The following is an 18256-nucleotide window of genomic DNA, read 5'->3' on the forward strand; positions in this document are numbered from 1 at the left end:
ATGATTATTGAACCAACGATTCAAGGGGTTGTCGCACGTTCAGCTCACCCTTACGGCTGCGAACAGTCTGTTCTACAGCAGATTGAGTACGTAAAGAAAGCCTCTCCGATCAAAACAGATGCTAAACGCGTTCTGATTTTAGGAGCGTCTTCTGGCTTTGGTCTTGCCGCTCGCATCGCGTTGGCTTTTGGAGGTCCACAGGCAGATACCATTGGCGTGTCTTTTGAACGTGGCCCTTCAGAGAAAGGCACAGGCAGTGCTGGATGGTATAACAACCACTACTTCAAGCAGCACGCCGAAAATGAAGGTAGAATCGCCATCAACATTACTGGTGACGCTTTCTCCCCTGATGTACGTTTACAGGTAATTGAAGCGATAGAAACCTACTTTGAGGGCGAAGTCGATTTGATCATCTACAGCCTCGCAACTGGTGTCCGTCCAGATTACTCAAGTGATGAGCCGAGCCAGTGGCGCAGCGTTATTAAACCTATCGGCCAATCGGTAGAGGGAGCGATCGTTTCTCTTGAAACTGATGAATGGCAACCTCAAACTCTTGAGCCTGCAAGCGATCAAGAAGCGGCAGACACCATTAAAGTAATGGGCGGTGAAGATTGGGAAAGCTGGATTGATACGCTGATCAACGCAGAATCTATCGCTCAAGGTTGTCAAACGATAGCGTTCTCTTACGTTGGTTCGGAACTCACGCACCCTATTTATCTCGATGGTACACTTGGCCAAGCTAAGATCGACCTTCATCAAACTAGCCACGCTTTGAACCTAAAACTCGCAAACTTTGATGGTCATGCCTATGCGACAGTGTGTAAGGCACTCGTGACAAAAGCCAGTGTCTTTATTCCTGCCTTCACGCCATACATCCTCGCTCTCTATAAAGTGATGAAAGAAAAAGACATGCATGAAGGTTGTATTGAGCAGATGCACCGATTATTTACTGAGCAACTGTTCTCTCCGACAGGCACCCATGTTGACGGTGAACGCTTAGTTCGAATCGATGATCGAGAGCTTGATCCTCAAGTGCAAAAAGAAGTGGCAGCACTGATAGAACAAATGAATGCTGATAACTTCCAGCAGCTGGGTGATTACTCTGGCTACAAACAGGAGTTTCTTCAACTCAACGGATTTGGCTTCCCACATGTGGATTACAGCCAAGACGTCGATTTTGCTCAATTTTCAACAGAGTCAGAAGTTGCGTAAGTGTGATACGCAATTATAAACCTACCCAATGGCGCTCTCTCGAAGCGCCATTTTTGTATCTGCACGATTTTCAGTTCATTAAGTATTTAAGTTTGTGGCCCAAATCTTCGTCTAAACCTGTGTCTCATTTATGGTATTAATTTTATAAATCGTAAGAAGTGCGCAAATATCACAGAGCGTACCGAGCAAACAAACTACAATAACAACAATATATTAGCGGTCGTGTTAAGGACATACACCCCTTCAACCCAAGGATGAGTTCATGTCAAAGGTCAATACATCAGAGTTGGTTATTCCACTCAATATTCAGTCTAATTGGCAAAATATCGTCAATCTAGCCGCTGAGATGATGGGAGTACCATCTGCATTAATCATGCGGATTCACCCTGACAATATTGAAGTATTTTCTGCCAACGACAACAAGGTTCACTCGTACAGCAAAGGCGACTCAGAATCACTTGGCCAAGGGCTATATTGTGAGAATGTCATCGATACTCAGCAGCCTTTACTGGTACCGAACTGTTTCAAAGATGCCTTTTGGAGCAACAATCCGGATATTGCTTTAGGCATGGTTGCCTATTTCGGGCTGCCGATCAACTGGCCTAACGGTGACCCCTTCGGCACCTTGTGTGTACTAGACACCAAAGAGAATCCGCTTACAGATGTCTATCAACGTCTACTGAGCGCTTTTAAAGACTGCGTTGAATCTCAGCTAGCCACACTCTTTCAGCATCAGGCGTTGAAATCCACGCATCAAGCACTTCAAACCCGGGTCTCGAATCGAGCCCAGAACATTGCCGATTTAAACTATTCTCTCAGTATTGAGATTAGCAAAAGACAACAAGCCGAGCGTCAAGTTGAATACCAAAAACTGCATGACATTGGGACCGGCTTTCTTAATAGAAAAGCATTGGAACAGCGACTAAACAACGCGCTATCGACTCAAGAAGAGAACCGCGAGTCGATGCTTGCTGTGGTGCATATCGCCTTTGGTAATGGACGACGTTTACAAACTAAATATGGATATGCTCCGTGGGATGATGCGCTTATCGAATTCAGGCAACGCTTGAATGAGCTTTCATCACATGTCACCGTTACTGGGCGCCCCACTTCGAGTGAACTAGTGATCATCATTAAAGATGTCCATAACGAAAGTGAGTTGCAGAGGTTAAGTCAGCATATTGCTGATATAAGTATGCAAAAAGCCATCATCGGTGAAGAGTCAGTCCACCTGCATGCGCACATCGGTGTTGCGACATCACGAGAAACACTCACTGCTTCAGAACTTCTCACCTTTGCCTCTGAAGCGGCGCTTTCAAGTCGCGATTCTGGGCATAAATTCAGTTTCTACCAAAGCTCACATTCTGAGCCTGCCTTATATCTCAACAAGCAAGAGAGTTATCTATTACAGGCCGTCAGAAATGACGACCTACTGCTCTACTTTCAACCCAAGGTTGATCCTGAAACAAGGCGCTGGACTGGCGCTGAAGCACTGTTAAGATGGAAGCACCCTGTGCTTGGTGATATTTCGAACGAAGGGTTAATTAAGCTAGCAGAACAAAATGGACTGATATTTGAAGTAGGTAATTTTGTCTTGCGAACCGCCATCGAAAAAGCGGCACATTGGGCAAGCCTAGTTGACGACTTTTCTATTGCAATTAACGTGTCATCGGTGCAACTTAAAAACCCCAATTTTTCCCAGCAGGTTGAAGATCTGATTGAGTGTTATAACGTTCCCCCGCAATGTATAGAACTAGAAATCACCGAAGGCGGACTCATATCAGACGAAGTGCTTGCACAAGAAACGTTATACAAACTCAAACAGATTGGCGTGACATTGTCACTTGATGATTTCGGGACAGGCTACGCATCCTTTAGTTATCTGAAGAAATACCCGTTTGATGGCATCAAAGTCGACAAAGTATTCCTTCATCAAATTGACGAGAACCAACAAGACAAAGAGATTGTGCGCTCTATTATTCATGTAGCCAAAAAACTCGAACTCACCGTCACCGTGGAAGGCGTTGAAACACTGGCGCACGAAGAGTTTGTGACGACTGAGGGCGGTGATATTGGCCAAGGTTATTTTTATGGAAAGCCAATGCCGTGTGATGAATTTGAGTTTTATTTGACGAATCAGAGCCCTACTCCTAACAATCCCCGACAAATCGAGCTCTGACCCTTTACTCAACGCGCGGTGGTTCCTATAATCGCGCCTCTATTTTTCAAGCGAATATTCAGTTATGGACCAGTTAACGGCAACACTAAAGAAAATTGAGCGTCAGAATTACCGAGCGTATCAGCAAATTAAAGGCGACTACGACTTTAAAGACTTCACGCTGCACATTGACCATGTACAAGGTGATTCTCACGCGTCAGCGTCTCGAGTGCGTGCCATTCGTCCTTGGTCGGTAACTGGCCTTGAGGATTTGCGTGACAAGCCACAGAGCTATCAGATTGCGGCTCGCGACTTCATAGCGCGTCAATTTGCTTACTATGCAAAGCAAGAGAACGACATCGATATCGCCCTAACGGGTCAAACCGTTCTCGACTCTACTGCTGTTCTGTTTACCGATGAAGGTATAGAACTGCGCTTTCGTGTCAACTTACCTGCTGAAGGCCGCACGATTCTCGGTAAACGTGCAATCAACATGCTGACATTCCACCTGCCTAAGTTCATTCGTAAAGCCACGCTAGAGCGTGAACTTGAAATGGATAAGCTTCACCAGCACTGTCAGGTGATTGAAGACCAAGAAGCGATTCGTGCGCAACTGAAAGAGAAAGGCTTAATTGCCTTTGTTGCAAATGGTAGTGTGCTTCCTCGCTTTGCGGGTAACAGCGACCTGCCTATGCGTGATGCTGTCGAATTTAAAGCGCCAGCATCATTAGAAGTTACACTCAACTCACCACACAAAGGTGATATTGTCGGTTTAGGCATTCCAAAGGGGATCACACTGATTGTCGGTGGTGGTTTCCACGGTAAATCTACTCTACTCAATGCGGTAGAGCGCTCTATCTACAACCATATCTTGGGTGATGGCCGTGAATATGTCGTGACTGATCGTGACGCAGTTAAGATCAAAGCAGAAGATGGTCGCTGCGTTCATAACTTGAACCTATCCAACTACATTAACCATTTGCCAATGGGCAAAGATACTGCAGACTTTTCCACTCAAGATGCATCAGGCTCAACATCGCAAGCCGCATGGCTTCAAGAGTCTATTGAGGCGGGAGCATCTGCAATGTTGATTGATGAAGACACCTCAGCGACTAACTTCTTGATCCGTGACGAACGTATGCAAGCGTTGGTAAGCAAAGGCGATGAGCCGATTACCCCATTGGTAGACCGTATCGGTCAACTTAGTGAGTCGCTCGGCATTTCATCAATTATTGTTATGGGGGGCTCGGGTGATTACCTCGATGTTGCCGATACTGTTATTCAGATGCATGACTATCAAGCACAAGACTTAACAGAAAAAGCACAGCAAGTCATTGCTCAACACCCAAGTCAACGTGTCAACGAAAGCGAGTCTGAACTTGCGACCTTCAAACCACGTAGCTGTAGTCGTCTGGCACTGCAAAAAACGCTTGCGGATGGAAAATATCGTATTACTGCAAAAGGCACTGACAGCTTGCGCTTTGGCAAAGAGTTTATCGATATTACTGCACTAGAGCAACTTGAGTCTGGCAATGAAGTAAACGCGATTGGTTGGTTGATGATGCAACTCGCTCAACTTCCTGGTTGGTCAAACCTACCAGCAAAAGAGATGGCTGATGCCCTGCAAGGCGATTGGTATAAAGCCATGCCGATTCAAGGCGATATTGCAAAACCACGTATCGTTGATGCAATGGCGACGTTAAACCGTCTGCGCAAGGCACAATTTAAAGCGTAACTCTGCACCTAGCGTGTCCAAAACTCCATTAGAAATAAAGCGGCTCAATGCCGCTTTATTTATGCCATTATTTACGCCACCCTAAGCCCTAAGAATGTTCCAAGCCTCACACAGCGTTCGGAAGGTATCAGCATCGCCCCTTTCCCTGTCGGGGTGCCACTTCAACGCTAACGATCGCCAACGTTTTCTGATCATATGTGGCGTCGCTTGATCATCTAAGTCGAACAATCTTAACGCGTGCTGCCTATTCTCTACTGACGCCACTTTTTCATTGCCAATATATCGACTATATCGACGCCAAAACTCATTCAATAAACGCTTAACTTCCCCTTCTTCCGCTTCGTAATGTGACCAATCGGTATAATATTCACGCAAGGGATCCGCTGTATCGATGACACACTCACTAGTGACAATTGTTAGTTGAATATCCATCGCTTGAACTTGAAGCCATTTCTCAGGATACAAAATTGCCTGCAACTGGTAGAGTGCGTTCATCATGAGAAAATTACGCTTAAAAAGATCTTTCTCACTACACTCATCAAGCACAGGCATGAGTGCCTGTTGCTGTAACTCTCCCGCCAGCGTATGCACCTTCCAATCCTGTGGTTTGTTCTTAAGGATCTCGAAGATAGGCCAAATCAGCGGGTTCTCGATGTCAGGGCTGTTCTGCAGTAAAGCGTCATTCGTCAAAATCCATCTCTCTTACTAGTTATATTTACGTACTCGTTATCTCTACTTAGTATCCATCTCAATTTAGTCTTTGACAAAAAGCTAGCAAACAATTCGGTTCTTTGACTATAAGTATAGGAAAAATAATATGTTGGTCACTCATTATGTGTGTCTTCAATCTTTATCTACCTCATACAAAATATGGATTTACATAGAATTTAGAAAGAAACATTTGATTTTGAACAGTGTACAAAATACAATTCTGCTCAGAAAGACATCACATTCATGGAGTTGAGAATGCAAAGTAAATTTCCGACAACACTCAAATTGTTAACCTTCCTATACTCATTCGTCTTTATCTTCAGTGCTTGGGAGCCTGCTTCGCGTGCGGTATGGGTAGCTGAAATCATCCCAGTGGTTGCCGTGCTTGCTATCGTATGGTTGATATCAAAAAACACACCCTTGAGTAAGACTGCTTATGTCTTCCTGTTCATTTGGATGTTCATGCATACCATCGGATCCAAATACACATTCGCAGAGGTCCCATTCGATTGGTTTAATAACCTCATTGGATCAGAACGAAATCATTTTGACCGTGTCGCTCACTTCTCGATTGGCTTCTTCGCCTATCCTATTGCAGAGCTCCTGATCCGCAAGCGAGTTTGCGCGCCATTTTGGGCAGGACTATTTGGTCTACTCGCCATGATCAGTGTGGCTGGATTGTATGAAATCATTGAATGGTGGTATGCCGAATTGGCAGGCGGTGATGAAGGTATCGCTTTTCTCGGATCACAAGGTGATATATGGGATGCGCAAAAAGACATGCTCATGGACACACTAGGTGCCCTGTTCTCACTCGGTGTGATGGCTATTCAGCGCCCTGAGTTTGTGCGTCAAGCCAGACTAAATAGGGGTTAAGGCCGTCTACAAAAGATACCATCACGATCTGAGGTACATCGTAGTTGTGCTGCTGGAGGATCGCCGCCTCTACTTTGTCGTAGAGTGCTAGGCGCGTTTTAATGATCAACAAGGACTCTTTATCATTACAAATCTCGTCTTGCCAAACATAATGGCTATCAATGGCCAGCACTTGAATACATCCTGCAAGTTGCTGGGTGAGTAAATTATCGATGATAACCTGCTCATCACCCGGAGCAACGGTGGTGAGCACCATGCCATACTCACTACTCATCTTTACAACTCCACATCCGTCACTTGAATGCCTTGAGCCTGTAACTTTGCAGATAAGCTCATAACAAAATCATTGATATTGACTTGAGAATCACAAGAAACATCAGAAATTAAACAGCCATCCTCAGTTTTTGTTACTAACGCTGCCGCGACTGGTGCCCCATCTGCAAAAGCAAGATAGAGTTCACAAGGTGATGAATAGATGATTTGAGATAGAAATTCTAAGATAAGATCTTGGTCGTCTTGAGAAGGCCAACGTTTCGCCTGTAATAGTGAAAACATGACGGTCAAACGATGAAAATCGACAACAAAGATGTCATCTGCACTCATCGTTACGGCACCCTCTATTTCATCGAGTGCATAAACCACAGCGTTATTATAACGACTGAAGTACAGTTCGCAGCCTTTAAGACTCTCTTTGGTAGGGTAATCCACCTCGACTTGGTTATGTAACCAGTCATTCTTTGTCACGACAATCGCTGGGACGGTGTCCATTCTATTGATGGTCCTTGTATTGTTCTAGTTGCCATAAAGGATACTCATCAAACCGCCGTGCCTCAAGGCAATTTGGTGTAAACGTTACAAAACATAGGCTACACTGAAGAAAAACAGGTAACGGAACGTAACTTAATGAAAAATTTAGTAGTTATTTTAACCGTTATATTGGAATTTAACTTCGGTTGAGCGCTTTACCAAGAAGAAGGAACAACAATGAAAAAACGACTTTTGGCCATAGGATTCGCCGCACTACTCGCGGGGTGTGGTGGTGACAACGTAGGTGATGTATCGCTAGGCATCTTTACACTTAAAGACATAAAAATTAGTTCACTTCAGGATGAAGTTGTGACCGGCGTGACCTGTCATATTGCTTCAATTGAAGCAAATCTTAGCTTGTCAGATCCAAGTGATAGCTCCATATCTTGTCGTCAAACTGGTGATATCACACCTGAGATGATTGCTAAGATTGATAAAACCTCCTCAGGCGAAGTAGTGTTTAAAAAGTCAAAAAGTATCTTCTTTAAAACCATGAAAGTTCGACGCATCTACGATCCGAAGAATCAAACGCTGCTCTACCTTTCATACACAACAAAAGAAACAGAAGGCAGTTTCAAGCACAGCTTGTCAACTGTCCCTTTATGGGGCACGCAAGCCTACGGTGCAGTAAACGAAGAAACGAAGTAATCTTTTCGCTCGGAATAGTCTAAACTTTACTCTATTCCGAGTGTTACCTTGCAAATTTTGCAACGCGCTCAAATATTTTGTGATATTATTCACAACCCGTTTTCTACTACCTCCTGTATTATGAAATTCCCAGGCCAACGCAAATCAAAGCACTACTTCCCTACTCAAGCTCGCGATCCACTCATGAGTCAAATGCATGATGACAAAGCGAAGCTACACCGCCCTACCATTGTCGGTGTTGGGCAAACCATCGTAGATATTGAAGCGCAAGTGGATGACTCTTTCCTCGACAAATACAACTTGAGTAAAGGCCACTCGCTGGTCGTAAAACAGGAAGTTGCAGACGCTCTTTATAAAGAGCTAGTAGATCGCGAACTGATTACACACCAATTCCCTGGTGACACTATCGGTAACACACTGCACAACTACTCTGTACTAGCCGATAGCAAGTCCGTTCTGCTCGGTGTCATGTCTAAAAACATTGAAGTAGGCTCATACGCATACCGTTATTTATGTCGCACCTCTTCGCGTATGAACCTCAACCACCTGCAAACCGTTGATGGCCCGATCGGCCGATGCTACACACTGATCACTTCTTGTGGTGAACGTACGTTTGCTATCAGTGAAGGCCATATGAACCAACTTGAGCCATCAAGCGTTCCTGAATCTGTGTTTGAAAAAGCATCAGCACTTGTTGTGTCTTCTTACCTAATGCGCGGTAAACCAGAAGACCCAATGCCAAAAGCTGTGGCACGTGCAGTAGAACTAGCAAAATCTTACAACGTTCCTGTTGTTCTTACCCTCGGTACTAAGTATGTTATTGAAGGTAATGAAGAGTTCTGGCAAAACTACATTCGTGACAATGTCACTATTCTTGCTATGAATGAAGAAGAAGGTGAAGCGCTCACTGGTGAGAAAGATCCTCTTCTTGCTGCTGATAAAGCACTTGAGTGGGTTGACCTTGTACTCTGCACTGCTGGCCCAGTAGGCTTGTATATGGCAGGTTACACTGATGAAGTACATAAGCGCGAAACCGATCACCCACTGCTTCCGGGTAAAATTGCTGAATTCAACAAGTTCGAGTTCAGTCGTGCTATGCGTAAATCTGATTGTAAGAAGCCAATGAAAGCTTATTCGCATATTGGCCCTTATTTGGGCGGCCCATTAGAGATTAAGAATACCAATGGCGCGGGTGATGCTGCTTTATCTGCTCTTTTGCATGATATGGCTGCAAACTCTTACCACCTTAACAATGTGCCAAACTCTTCAAAACATGAAGCACCGTTTTTGACCTACTCTTCGCTGTCACAGATTTGTAAATACGCAAACCGTGTAAGCTACGAGGTGTTAACACAGCACTCTCCACGCTTAACTCGCAACCTTCCAGAGCGAGAGGACAGCTTAGAAGAAGCTTACTGGGATCGTTAATAATGAAAACTGAATTTCAATACCCGATTGGTGTCTCTGGACAGCCTTGGGGTGATGAAGAGAAAAAAGCGTGGCTAGATAGCCGCGCTGTTCAACGTTTATACCAAGAAGAAGTCGTACCAAAGATTCAAGCGTTGGCCGACCAATTCGAAATCAACCAATATGGTGCTCTGAGCTATGACGCAGATCGCTTTCCTCTGTTTTGCTTAAAGAGTAAAAACTGGGATGAAGCTAAGCCAATCGTGGTTGTCACTGGCGGCGTGCATGGATACGAGACTAGTGGTGTACATGGCGCGCTCCTCTTTGCTGAGCAACACGCTGCAGTCTATGAAGATAAGTTTAATTTCATCATTGCGCCATGTGTGAGCCCTTGGGGCTATGAAGTAATCAATCGCTGGAATCCTAATGCGATTGACCCTAACCGTTCTTTCTACCAAGACTCTCCTGCCGAAGAATCTGCAGCGCTAAGATCCTTGGTAAAAGATCTCGATGTGTTAGCACACTTTGACCTGCACGAAACGACAGACTCAGATGAAACTGAGTTTCGTCCTGCACTTGCGGCACGTGACGGTAAAGCTTACATCGAAGGCATGATTCCAGATGGTTTCTACACTGTGGGGGATACTCTTAACCCGCAACCTGAATTCCAAAAAGCAATCATCGATTCGGTACGTAAGGTAACTCACATCGCACCTGCAGACGATAATGGTCAAATCATTGGTGCAGACGTTGTACAAGATGGTGTGATTCTTTACCCAATGGTCGAGCTAGGTCTGTGTGGTGGTGTTACAAACTGCCAATACGGTACAACAACGGAAGTCTACCCTGACAGCGCAAAAGTGACTGACGACGAGTGCAATCGTGCACAGGTTGCTGCGATTGTTGGTGGTTTGGATTATCTACTGAACCTATAGTATTTCCTATTGTAGGGTTCTCGATAATATGTACGTGAACTCATAATTGAACGGCTTAGCCTCCTTTGCTAAGCCGTTAGTTTAATCATCTATCCATTATCTGTTCATCACAACAGCCGTAAACTAAGCAACAATAGCTCGTCAGTTCCTCCGAACGTCGAATCATCGTACAGTTCACTGTAAACGAGAGCGTAATGTTGTTTTCAAGTTAGTTGGAAAATGGCTTATTTCACTCAAATTTCAACTGATAGATCTCTTCCCTTGTTTCAATAATGCTATCTAAAATGAGCTCTTTAACGTAGGTTAAGCGATGGTCAAACTTGCTCCATAGCGCAAAAGGAATACGGAAATCATCTTTAAGATTTGATACTTCGACTAGTTGAATGTTGGTTGCATCTTTATACAAATAGTTGACCGTTTTCGGCAATATCCCCCATCCTAAACCATCATTGATTAATTGAATCATTAGCTCCATGTCATTTATAACTTCGTAGTTTGATGAATAGAGCAACTTGCTTTTATTCACACCATCTAGGTGCTCCTTGTAGATAAACTGACGCATATTGCGCAATGCTTCAAAGCGTTGTTTCGGCTCAATTTTGAACAACGTATGGTGTCTTGAAGCCATAATATGAAAGTTCAAATGAGTCAAAAAAACACGCTCGAGCCTGCCTACAGCCTCTCTTTCGTCAACATCTACAATTGCAAATTGTACAATGTCTTGCTCAAGCATCTTGCTCACTTGTTGAGTATCAACACGCTCAAAGTTAACCAACAACTGAGGATCGTAGCTTTCTATTTGAACGCGCAGTTTACTTAAGACGACTTTAGGCAATAACCCACTGTATGCAATAGTAATGCGATTTAACTCATTAAACGTTAAAGAACGTGCGACATGTTCAAAAGACTTCGCCTGCTCTACCGTTTGTTTTGCATAAAAATAAAGCTGCTTTGCCTGCTCTGTTTGAATGAGTTGTCTGTTTGCTCGCTCAAACAGCAACAGACCGAGTGTCTCCTCCAAAAATGCGATTATTTGCGCTACTGAGGTCCTATGTTTACCTAATTCTTTACTCGCGGCACTAAACGAATTGTGATGACACACTGAAATAAAAGTTTGGAGCTGTTCTATCGTAATCTTCATTGTCGGTCCTATAACGAGTAAAAAATGCTAGTCCTGTGGCCAGAGTTTACTGGGTGATTTTAATCAGTAGTATAACCGACAGTTAACCCAACAAATGTAACAAAAGATTTCGACAGTATGGGATTTAGTACATTTAGACACAGTTGAGCAGATGATAATAAATCATAAATTATTGAATTTTAGACAATCTCCCTCAACCTCGACTAAATGTATGTATGGGTAACGCATACCTAGCCGATGTCTTACCTTGTTTTGTTTTGTTTATTATTTATACCAACTCAACAAACAAGGCTAAAAAAAATGAAAGTATCAACTATCACAACCGCTGTAGTATCTATCACTGCCGGACTTGCTACGCATGCTTTTGCCGAAAATACAAACCCACAAGATATGTTAAAACAATACCTCTCGGTACCAGGAGCTACGGTAACGATGCCAGTTTCTGCTACCAAAGATGGCTTCAGTCATGATTTTGCGTTCGATGCTCACAAAAAATTTAATAACTTTCATTATCAAATGGGGGGCGATCACGCGCTCTATTACAACGCAAGACTGAGCGAGTTTTTGGGCACTGCTATCGCTGAACCATCTTCTAATACCAAGAATCTTGAAGTCGACATCAATAGCGATATTGGTGATGTCACCTTTAACACTATAAATAGTGGCGTACTCAAACTTGATGATTACGTACAGCATGAACATCATCGCGTGCAAGGCGTAATGATGATACACCATGGTAAGATCGTATATCAGGCATACCCAGGTATGAACCCTAACGATAACCATGTTTGGATGTCAGCGGCAAAATCTACCGTCGGCCTGGTGATTGCTCAGCTAGTAGATGAAGGGAAAGTTAATCTAGATACTTCAATCGTCGAGTATGTTCCCGAACTGAAAGGCACTAACTGGGATCAAGTCAGCGTTAAAAATGCCCTCAACATGGCAACAGGCCTGAAACTCGAAGAAACACTCGATTCAATACTAGACCCACAGTCTATCATCGTTCGCTTTTTCTCTGCTGAGTTCGGCCAACCCGTACCAGGCGGAACTGATGTTGAAGGTTGGCTAGATGTTGTGAAAGATGCTGAAAAAATCGAAGGTGAAAAACCGGGTGAGGTTAACCGTTATAGCTCAGCAACTACTACAGTTTTGAACTACATGGTTGAAAAAATCGAGAATAAGCCATGGACAGACGTATTTGAAGATAGAGTGTGGAGTCACCTTGGTGCGAGTCATGGTATCCAATTTCACTTAACTCCAGAGGGTACTGCCGTTGCTCATGGCCTTGTGTCATCTACTCTAGAAGACATGGCCAAGTTTGGCACCCTATTTACACCGAGTTGGAACAAAGTCGCTGATGAACAGGTAGTCACTCCAACACAGCTTGAAATTATGTATCAAAACGCGAATCCGGTAGAGGTTTTCCAGAAAGGCTCAAAAGCAGAAGGTTTTAAAGCCGACTTTGTTGACAGTCCTTTAAGCAATACCTTCCAATTTGACGCGGTATTTGGAGATGGCGCTTTGTATAAACATGGAAATCTTGGCCAAGGTATATACATTGACCCTAAACGTGATTTCGTTGGCGTTTACTTCTCAAGCAATCCTTATGTTGCGCCTTACGGTGAGGACAAAATGATGGGCTATATCCGTGAAGCCGCTAAAGTCGCTGCTGGAAAATAAGCTTCTCTTTCGCTAAGCGAGTTCTTTACTGTTTATGCACACAGGGCACCCCAAGGGTGCCCATTTTCGTTGATAACACCACAAAAACTAACAAGCTAATACTCAACGAGCTCCCTCTTTCGAATTAAACCTTTGTAGTGGCATAGTTAATTTGGCCACCTGATTAGAGGTGTTAGAATGCACCTCGTACACAACAGGTGAAACTATGACAAAACGTACAAGAAGAACTTTTAGTCCCGAATTTAAGCTAGAGGCCGCTCAGTTAGTCACTGACCAGGGCTATACCGTTGTTGAAGCAGCGAATGCGATGAACGTAAGCAAGTCAGCTATGGACAAGTGGGTGAGACAACTCAAGCAAGAGAGGCAAGGTGTCACGCCAAAAGCTTCACCGCTCACCCCCGAACAGATCGAGATCCGTGAGCTTAAAAAGCGGATTGCTGAGCTGGAAGAGCACAATGAAATCATAAAAAAGGCTACTGCTCTGTTGATGTCGGACTCACTGAACAATTCTCGATAATCGAGAAACTCAAACAGAGCTACAGCGTAGCCAAGCTGTGTAAAGTGTTCGGTATCCATCGAAGCAGTTTTAAGTATTGGTGTAAGAAGCCCAAGACTCAATCTGAAGAAGATGTTCGTCTACGAGCCCTAGTTCAAGAAGCTCACAGCGTTAGTAACGGCTCAGCCGGTGCTAGAACTATTGCGAGTATCATAACGAACTCGGGCATCAAGTTCTCTCGCTACAGAGCCACTAAACTGATGAAAAAGCTTGGGCTAGTTAGCCGACAACTTCCCAAACACCGCTACAGCAAAGCAGCTCAGGAGCACATTGAAATCCCAAATCATTTAGATAGACAGTTCGCTGTGACTGCGCCTAATCAGGTCTGGGTTGGTGACGTGACCTATGTGTGGGCTGGAAATCGTTGGAGTTATCTTGCCGTTGTAATCGACCTCTTTGCACGTAAGCCAATCGGTTGGGCGATGTCATTTTCACCCGATAGCCAACTGACAGGAAAAGCACTTAAGATGGCCTATGAGTCACGCGGTAAGCCCTCTAATGTGTTATTTCACAGCGATCAAGGCAGTCACTATACGAGTCGTAAGTACCGCCAAACGCTCTGGCGATATCAGATAAAACAGAGTCTATCTCGACGAGGAAATTGCTGGGATAACAGTCCAATGGAGCGCTTCTTTAGAAGCCTAAAAACTGAGTGGGTGCCAGCTTGTGGCTACAGTAGTTTATCCGAAGCTTGGAAGAGCATTGTTGGCTACATCATTAGATATTACAGCCAAATCAGACCGCACCAGTACAATGGTGGCCTAACACCGAATGAATCGGAGAGGCAGTGCTGGGAAACTTATAAAGCGGTGGCCAATTTTAGTTGACCACTACACAACGCCTACTGCTACCTATGTGCAAAAGACAGAGCTTACAATGGGCTAATTTATTTGACACTAGATAAGGTGTTACACACAACTTAGTATCTTTTTCAGATAGATAAGAGTGCCCTCTCGAGTTCTCTATTTATAGAAATAGAGAACTCGAAACTAAATTGCTAAGGACGTAATTATGAAGTGGTTTATAGCTAGTCTCTACGCTATCCTACTTTGGCTATTGCTTGTTCGTTTTGCAATCGTTTTATAACAATACAATTTGTCGTTTTTATAGCGACTACTTAGTCTGTTATCTGATTACCTTGCAGTATCAATCGCCATTTTAATATAAATATCACGCAGCTTAGTGGCTAGCGTGCCAGGTTTGCCCGAGCCAATCGTTTTGCCATCGATACTCACCACCGGCCAAATGAAGGTAGTTGCTGAGCTCACGAACGCCTCTTTCGCTTCGTAGGCTTCTTCGATAGTAAACTCGCGCTCTTCAATTTCAATATCAAAATCCTTCGCGAGTTGAAGTAACGATGCGCGGGTAATCCCATGGAGAATATCATTGCTCAGCGGACGGGTAACGACCTTATCATCAGCAGTTACAATGTAAGCATTACTTGATCCGCCTTCGGTAACCAATCCATTTTCTAGCAGCCACACATCATCACAGCCAGATTGCTTGGCGATTTGTTTCGCCAAACATGCAGGTAACAAACTGGTGGTCTTTATATCTCTGCGCTTCCAACGTAAGTCATCCATTGAAAGGATCTTAATTCCTTTCTGAGCATAGCTACTGTTGATTAAAGCGCGTTCTTGTGTGAAAAGTACTAGTGTTGGTTCAATATCGTCACTGTATGAAAAATCACGGTCGCCTTCACACCCTCGCGTCAACTGTAGATACACACCACCTTCGATAAGGCTGTTTTTCTCAATCAGAGTCTTTTGAATCTCGGTTAACTCTTCTGACGTAACAGGTAGCTTAATCCCAAGCTCACGACATGAACGCTCTAAACGCTCTAAGTGACCATGGTTATCAATCAATAATCCTTCCAATACCGCAGTCACTTCATAGACAGCATCAGCGAACAAAAAGCCTCGGTCAAAGACTGAAATTTTTGCCTCACTCTCAGAGACATACTCTCCGTTAATATAAACAGTTCTTTCCATTTTTTATCCCCAAAGGTTACTAGTGAAAGGCAACATTTCGTTGTCAGTAAATACAAATCCATCTTCAATGTCTTCACTAAGAAGCAACGGGCCATCAAGATCAACAATGTCGACCCCTTGCGCCACGACAAACGCCGGAGCCATGCTTAAAGATGAGGAGAGCATACAACCCACCATTACTTTAAGCCCGCTTTGCTCCGCTTGCTCTTTCAATAACAGGCCTTCTGTTAATCCGCCTGTTTTATCAATTTTTATGTTAATCATGTCATACCGGCCGGCAATCTTTGAAAGTGTCTCTCTGTCGTGGCATGACTCATCTGCACAGATTGGTATCGGCCTCGGTAAAATTGACAACGCCTCATCGTCATTCGCTGGGAAAGGTTGTTCTATCATCGCGATATCGAGCTCAATCAATTCAGGTAATATCCGCTGATACAGTTCAGGTGTCCAAGCTTCGTTAGCATCAATGATGATTTTCGAGTCAGGCGCTCCCTTGCGAACGGCTTTTAGCCTTTCGATATCATCCTCACCACCTAGTTTAACCTTGAGTAATGGACGGAATGCATTTTGTGATGCGGCTTTTTCCATCGCCTTAGGAGAATCAATTGAGATAGTAAACGCAGTTTCTACCGGTTTTGGTGTGATATCGAGTAGTTGCCAAACTGAACAACCTTTTAGCTTGCACTCTAAGTCCCACATCGCACAATCTATAGCATTTCTGGCAGCAGCGGAAGGCAGAACTTTCTGTAATTCATCGCGACTCATTCCAGACTCAAGCTTCGGTATTAGCTCAGTCAGTTCCGCTTCTACACTTTCTACTGATTCACCATAACGAGCATAGGGTACACACTCACCTCGCCCAACAAACCCTTCTGATTCCAGTTCAACAACCACGGTATCCGCCTGAGTTTTACTGCCACGTGAGATAGTAAAACTCCCTCGAATAGGCCAAGAATTCCTATAGACCTGTGCTTTCATTATTCACCCTTCAATTGCTCAACCAATCGTGAAACGCCTTGACGGAATGGATCGACAACCGGCAAGTTAACTTCAGTTTCCAGCATATCCATGTATGACATCGCTTCTTGCTCATCCATCGCGCTAGTGTTGACAGAGATACCAATACAGCAGACATCAGGGTTTGTTAAGCGAGCGGCAGTTAAATTTGCGTCAATACATGTCTGAATATCAGGAAGTGAATAAGTCGGCAGGCCACGCATGTGCTCTCTTGTAGGCTCGTGACACAATACCAGTGCATCCGGTTGTGACCCATGAATAAGTCCCATCGTTACACCAGCAAAAGAAGCATGAAATAGAGAGCCCTGCCCTTCAATCACGTCCCAATGTTCCGGACTGTTATCAGGTGAGATTTCTTCGATTGCACCTGCTATAAAGTCAGCGACAACACAATCAACACTAACTCCATCACCTGTTATCAAGATGCCAGTTTGCCCTGTTGCTCTGAAGTCTGCATCAATTCCTTGGCTTTGCATCTCTTTTTCTATTGCAAGTGAGGTATACATTTTTCCGACCGAACAGTCAGTACCAACAGTGAGTAGACGTTTTCCTAAACGCTTAACACCACTCGCAACAGGGTATTGTTGTGTTGGGTAGCGCACATCAAATAGTGAACAGTCATTCTTTTCAGCAGCCGCAACAAGTGCTGGCACGTCAACGAGTTTATTGTGCAGACCGGAGGCGATATCCATCCCAGCGTCTAAAGCTTCCAATAGAACATCAATCCACGCCTCAGAGATAATTCCCCCGCGGTTTGCTACACCAATTACCAAAGTCTTTGCACCAAGCTCCACAGCCTGCTTGATGGATAGATCTTTCAGTCCTGTGTCAGCGTTACAGTTTTCTAATCTAAACTGCCCTAAACAGAACTCAGGACGCCAAGTTTTAATTCCTTGCGCAACTTTTGCCGCTAGTGGATCTGCAGCATCGCCAAGAAAAAGCAAATAAGGTTGTTCCATTTTCATAAGTTAGTCCTTTAGTCCAATTTGTTCCTTACATGGTTAGCAAGAATAGTGACAACTTTATATTTCTACGTGGTTTTTTATGTCACTTAGGCGCGTATCACCTCATCTGTCATCTATGAAATATTGAAAATTGACGAACTTATTACCATAGAAAAAACAAATCACAGTTTATCTAACTCACAACGCATAGGAATGAATAAAAATTAAACACATTATCTCGTTACATATTGAAACAAATCACAAATAACTTCATGGGATATTTAACTAGATGACACTTACTTATTGGACACTACAACCACATAAGTGAAGTTTATAACGAATATTTGACCATTTAAGCGCAACATGCTGGTGCAATATGCCCCAAAATCTACCAACGATTACTGTTAAGTTGCCTAAATAGTACATCAATCAACATAT

At 43.8% G+C, this 18256-nt stretch carries 16 protein-coding genes; 9 read left to right on the plus strand and 7 right to left on the minus strand.

Annotated features, from left to right (window positions below):
• The 3 genes from fabV (at position 1) to QWZ05_RS02695 (ending at position 5105) form a co-directional block, all read left to right on the plus strand.
• Entirely contained in the window at positions 1–1212 is a 1212-nt protein-coding gene (gene fabV / locus QWZ05_RS02685; protein ID WP_264876341.1) for an enoyl-ACP reductase FabV, read from the plus strand.
• Positions 1213–1474: 262 nt separating this feature from the next.
• Positions 1475–3391, plus strand: coding sequence for a sensor domain-containing phosphodiesterase (locus QWZ05_RS02690; RefSeq protein ID WP_290296354.1), 1917 nt, complete (start codon positions 1475–1477; stop codon positions 3389–3391).
• 64 nt (positions 3392–3455) lie between these two features.
• Positions 3456–5105 carry an ABC-ATPase domain-containing protein gene (locus tag QWZ05_RS02695; protein WP_290296356.1) on the plus strand — a complete coding sequence of 550 codons (1650 nt, stop codon included), beginning with the start codon at positions 3456–3458 and terminating at the stop codon, positions 5103–5105.
• A gap of 81 nt (positions 5106–5186) precedes the next feature.
• Here QWZ05_RS02695 and QWZ05_RS02700 read toward each other — a convergent pair whose 3' ends face one another.
• Entirely contained in the window at positions 5187–5798 is a 612-nt protein-coding gene (locus QWZ05_RS02700; RefSeq protein WP_290297112.1) for a DNA-J related domain-containing protein, read from the minus strand.
• Between the two features lie 273 nt (positions 5799–6071).
• Here QWZ05_RS02700 and QWZ05_RS02705 point away from each other — a divergent pair, with 273 nt between their 5' ends.
• Complete coding sequence (locus QWZ05_RS02705) at positions 6072–6692, plus strand: DUF2238 domain-containing protein (protein ID WP_290296358.1); 621 nt, start codon at positions 6072–6074, stop codon at positions 6690–6692.
• Here the strand turns inward: QWZ05_RS02705 and cutA are convergent.
• Positions 6643–6966, minus strand: a complete 324-nt coding sequence (gene cutA, locus QWZ05_RS02710) for a divalent-cation tolerance protein CutA (RefSeq protein WP_264876346.1) — start codon at positions 6964–6966, stop codon at positions 6643–6645. The genes QWZ05_RS02705 and cutA overlap by 50 nt on opposite strands.
• A 2-nt stretch (positions 6967–6968) precedes the next feature.
• A complete protein-coding gene (locus QWZ05_RS02715) occupies positions 6969–7460 on the minus strand; it encodes a flavodoxin (RefSeq protein WP_290296361.1) in 492 nt (163 codons plus the stop codon).
• Positions 7461–7676: 216 nt separating this feature from the next.
• On the opposite strand from QWZ05_RS02715, the gene QWZ05_RS02720 reads away from it, so the two are divergent.
• From QWZ05_RS02720 to QWZ05_RS02730, 3 genes are all read left to right on the plus strand, one after another.
• Complete coding sequence (locus QWZ05_RS02720) at positions 7677–8147, plus strand: CreA family protein (protein ID WP_264876348.1); 471 nt, start codon at positions 7677–7679, stop codon at positions 8145–8147.
• Positions 8148–8267: 120 nt separating this feature from the next.
• Positions 8268–9575 (plus strand): inosine/guanosine kinase, encoded by a 1308-nt coding sequence (locus QWZ05_RS02725; protein WP_264876349.1) that lies wholly within the window; start codon positions 8268–8270, stop codon positions 9573–9575.
• Between the two features lie 2 nt (positions 9576–9577).
• The gene (locus QWZ05_RS02730; RefSeq protein WP_264876350.1) at positions 9578–10489 is read left to right on the plus strand and encodes a M14 family metallopeptidase; all 912 of its coding nucleotides are present in this window, start codon (positions 9578–9580) and stop codon (positions 10487–10489) included.
• Positions 10490–10718: 229 nt separating this feature from the next.
• Here QWZ05_RS02730 and QWZ05_RS02735 read toward each other — a convergent pair whose 3' ends face one another.
• Entirely contained in the window at positions 10719–11630 is a 912-nt protein-coding gene (locus QWZ05_RS02735) for a LysR family transcriptional regulator (protein WP_264876351.1), read from the minus strand.
• A gap of 300 nt (positions 11631–11930) precedes the next feature.
• On the opposite strand from QWZ05_RS02735, the gene QWZ05_RS02740 reads away from it, so the two are divergent.
• Together QWZ05_RS02740 and QWZ05_RS02745 are read left to right on the plus strand one after the other, a co-directional pair.
• Entirely contained in the window at positions 11931–13310 is a 1380-nt protein-coding gene (locus QWZ05_RS02740) for a serine hydrolase domain-containing protein (RefSeq protein ID WP_290296363.1), read from the plus strand.
• Between the two features lie 205 nt (positions 13311–13515).
• Positions 13516–14693, plus strand: a protein-coding gene (locus QWZ05_RS02745) for an IS3 family transposase (RefSeq protein WP_435433657.1) whose coding sequence is annotated in 2 segments (ribosomal slippage) — positions 13516–13783 and positions 13783–14693 — 1179 coding nt in all. Because the reading frame shifts where the segments join, the coding sequence is not laid out codon by codon here.
• Positions 14694–14999: 306 nt separating this feature from the next.
• Here QWZ05_RS02745 and QWZ05_RS02750 read toward each other — a convergent pair.
• Genes QWZ05_RS02750 through dgcN form a run of 3 tightly spaced genes read right to left on the minus strand, consistent with a single transcriptional unit; the run spans position 15000 to position 17839 of the window.
• Positions 15000–15857, minus strand: coding sequence for a D-amino-acid transaminase (locus QWZ05_RS02750; protein WP_290296367.1), 858 nt, complete (start codon positions 15855–15857; stop codon positions 15000–15002).
• 3 nt (positions 15858–15860) lie between these two features.
• Complete coding sequence (gene dgcA / locus QWZ05_RS02755; RefSeq protein ID WP_290296368.1) at positions 15861–16835, minus strand: N-acetyl-D-Glu racemase DgcA; 975 nt, start codon at positions 16833–16835, stop codon at positions 15861–15863.
• A complete protein-coding gene (gene dgcN, locus QWZ05_RS02760; protein ID WP_290296370.1) occupies positions 16835–17839 on the minus strand; it encodes an N-acetyltransferase DgcN in 1005 nt (334 codons plus the stop codon). Before dgcN ends, dgcA begins: the two co-directional genes overlap by 1 nt.
• Positions 17840–18256: the final 417 nt, after the last annotated feature.

Origin of the sequence: Vibrio agarivorans (assembly GCF_030409635.1) — a bacterium.
GTDB lineage: Bacteria > Pseudomonadota > Gammaproteobacteria > Enterobacterales > Vibrionaceae > Vibrio > Vibrio agarivorans.

What these genes read in the sequence shown, in the direction of transcription:
- QWZ05_RS02735 (WP_264876351.1), bottom strand. Translation starts at nt 11,630, where the DNA reads ATGAAGATTACGATAGAACAGCTCCAAACTTTTATTTCAGTGTGTCAT.
- QWZ05_RS02720 (WP_264876348.1), top strand. Translation starts at nt 7,677, where the DNA reads ATGAAAAAACGACTTTTGGCCATAGGATTCGCCGCACTACTCGCGGGG.
- QWZ05_RS02740 (WP_290296363.1), top strand. Translation starts at nt 11,931, where the DNA reads ATGAAAGTATCAACTATCACAACCGCTGTAGTATCTATCACTGCCGGA.
- fabV (WP_264876341.1), top strand. Translation starts at nt 1, where the DNA reads ATGATTATTGAACCAACGATTCAAGGGGTTGTCGCACGTTCAGCTCAC.
- QWZ05_RS02695 (WP_290296356.1), top strand. Translation starts at nt 3,456, where the DNA reads ATGGACCAGTTAACGGCAACACTAAAGAAAATTGAGCGTCAGAATTAC.
- QWZ05_RS02730 (WP_264876350.1), top strand. Translation starts at nt 9,578, where the DNA reads ATGAAAACTGAATTTCAATACCCGATTGGTGTCTCTGGACAGCCTTGG.
- QWZ05_RS02725 (WP_264876349.1), top strand. Translation starts at nt 8,268, where the DNA reads ATGAAATTCCCAGGCCAACGCAAATCAAAGCACTACTTCCCTACTCAA.
- QWZ05_RS02715 (WP_290296361.1), bottom strand. Translation starts at nt 7,460, where the DNA reads ATGGACACCGTCCCAGCGATTGTCGTGACAAAGAATGACTGGTTACAT.
- QWZ05_RS02705 (WP_290296358.1), top strand. Translation starts at nt 6,072, where the DNA reads ATGCAAAGTAAATTTCCGACAACACTCAAATTGTTAACCTTCCTATAC.
- dgcA (WP_290296368.1), bottom strand. Translation starts at nt 16,835, where the DNA reads ATGAAAGCACAGGTCTATAGGAATTCTTGGCCTATTCGAGGGAGTTTT.
- QWZ05_RS02690 (WP_290296354.1), top strand. Translation starts at nt 1,475, where the DNA reads ATGTCAAAGGTCAATACATCAGAGTTGGTTATTCCACTCAATATTCAG.
- cutA (WP_264876346.1), bottom strand. Translation starts at nt 6,966, where the DNA reads ATGAGTAGTGAGTATGGCATGGTGCTCACCACCGTTGCTCCGGGTGAT.
- dgcN (WP_290296370.1), bottom strand. Translation starts at nt 17,839, where the DNA reads ATGAAAATGGAACAACCTTATTTGCTTTTTCTTGGCGATGCTGCAGAT.
- QWZ05_RS02750 (WP_290296367.1), bottom strand. Translation starts at nt 15,857, where the DNA reads ATGGAAAGAACTGTTTATATTAACGGAGAGTATGTCTCTGAGAGTGAG.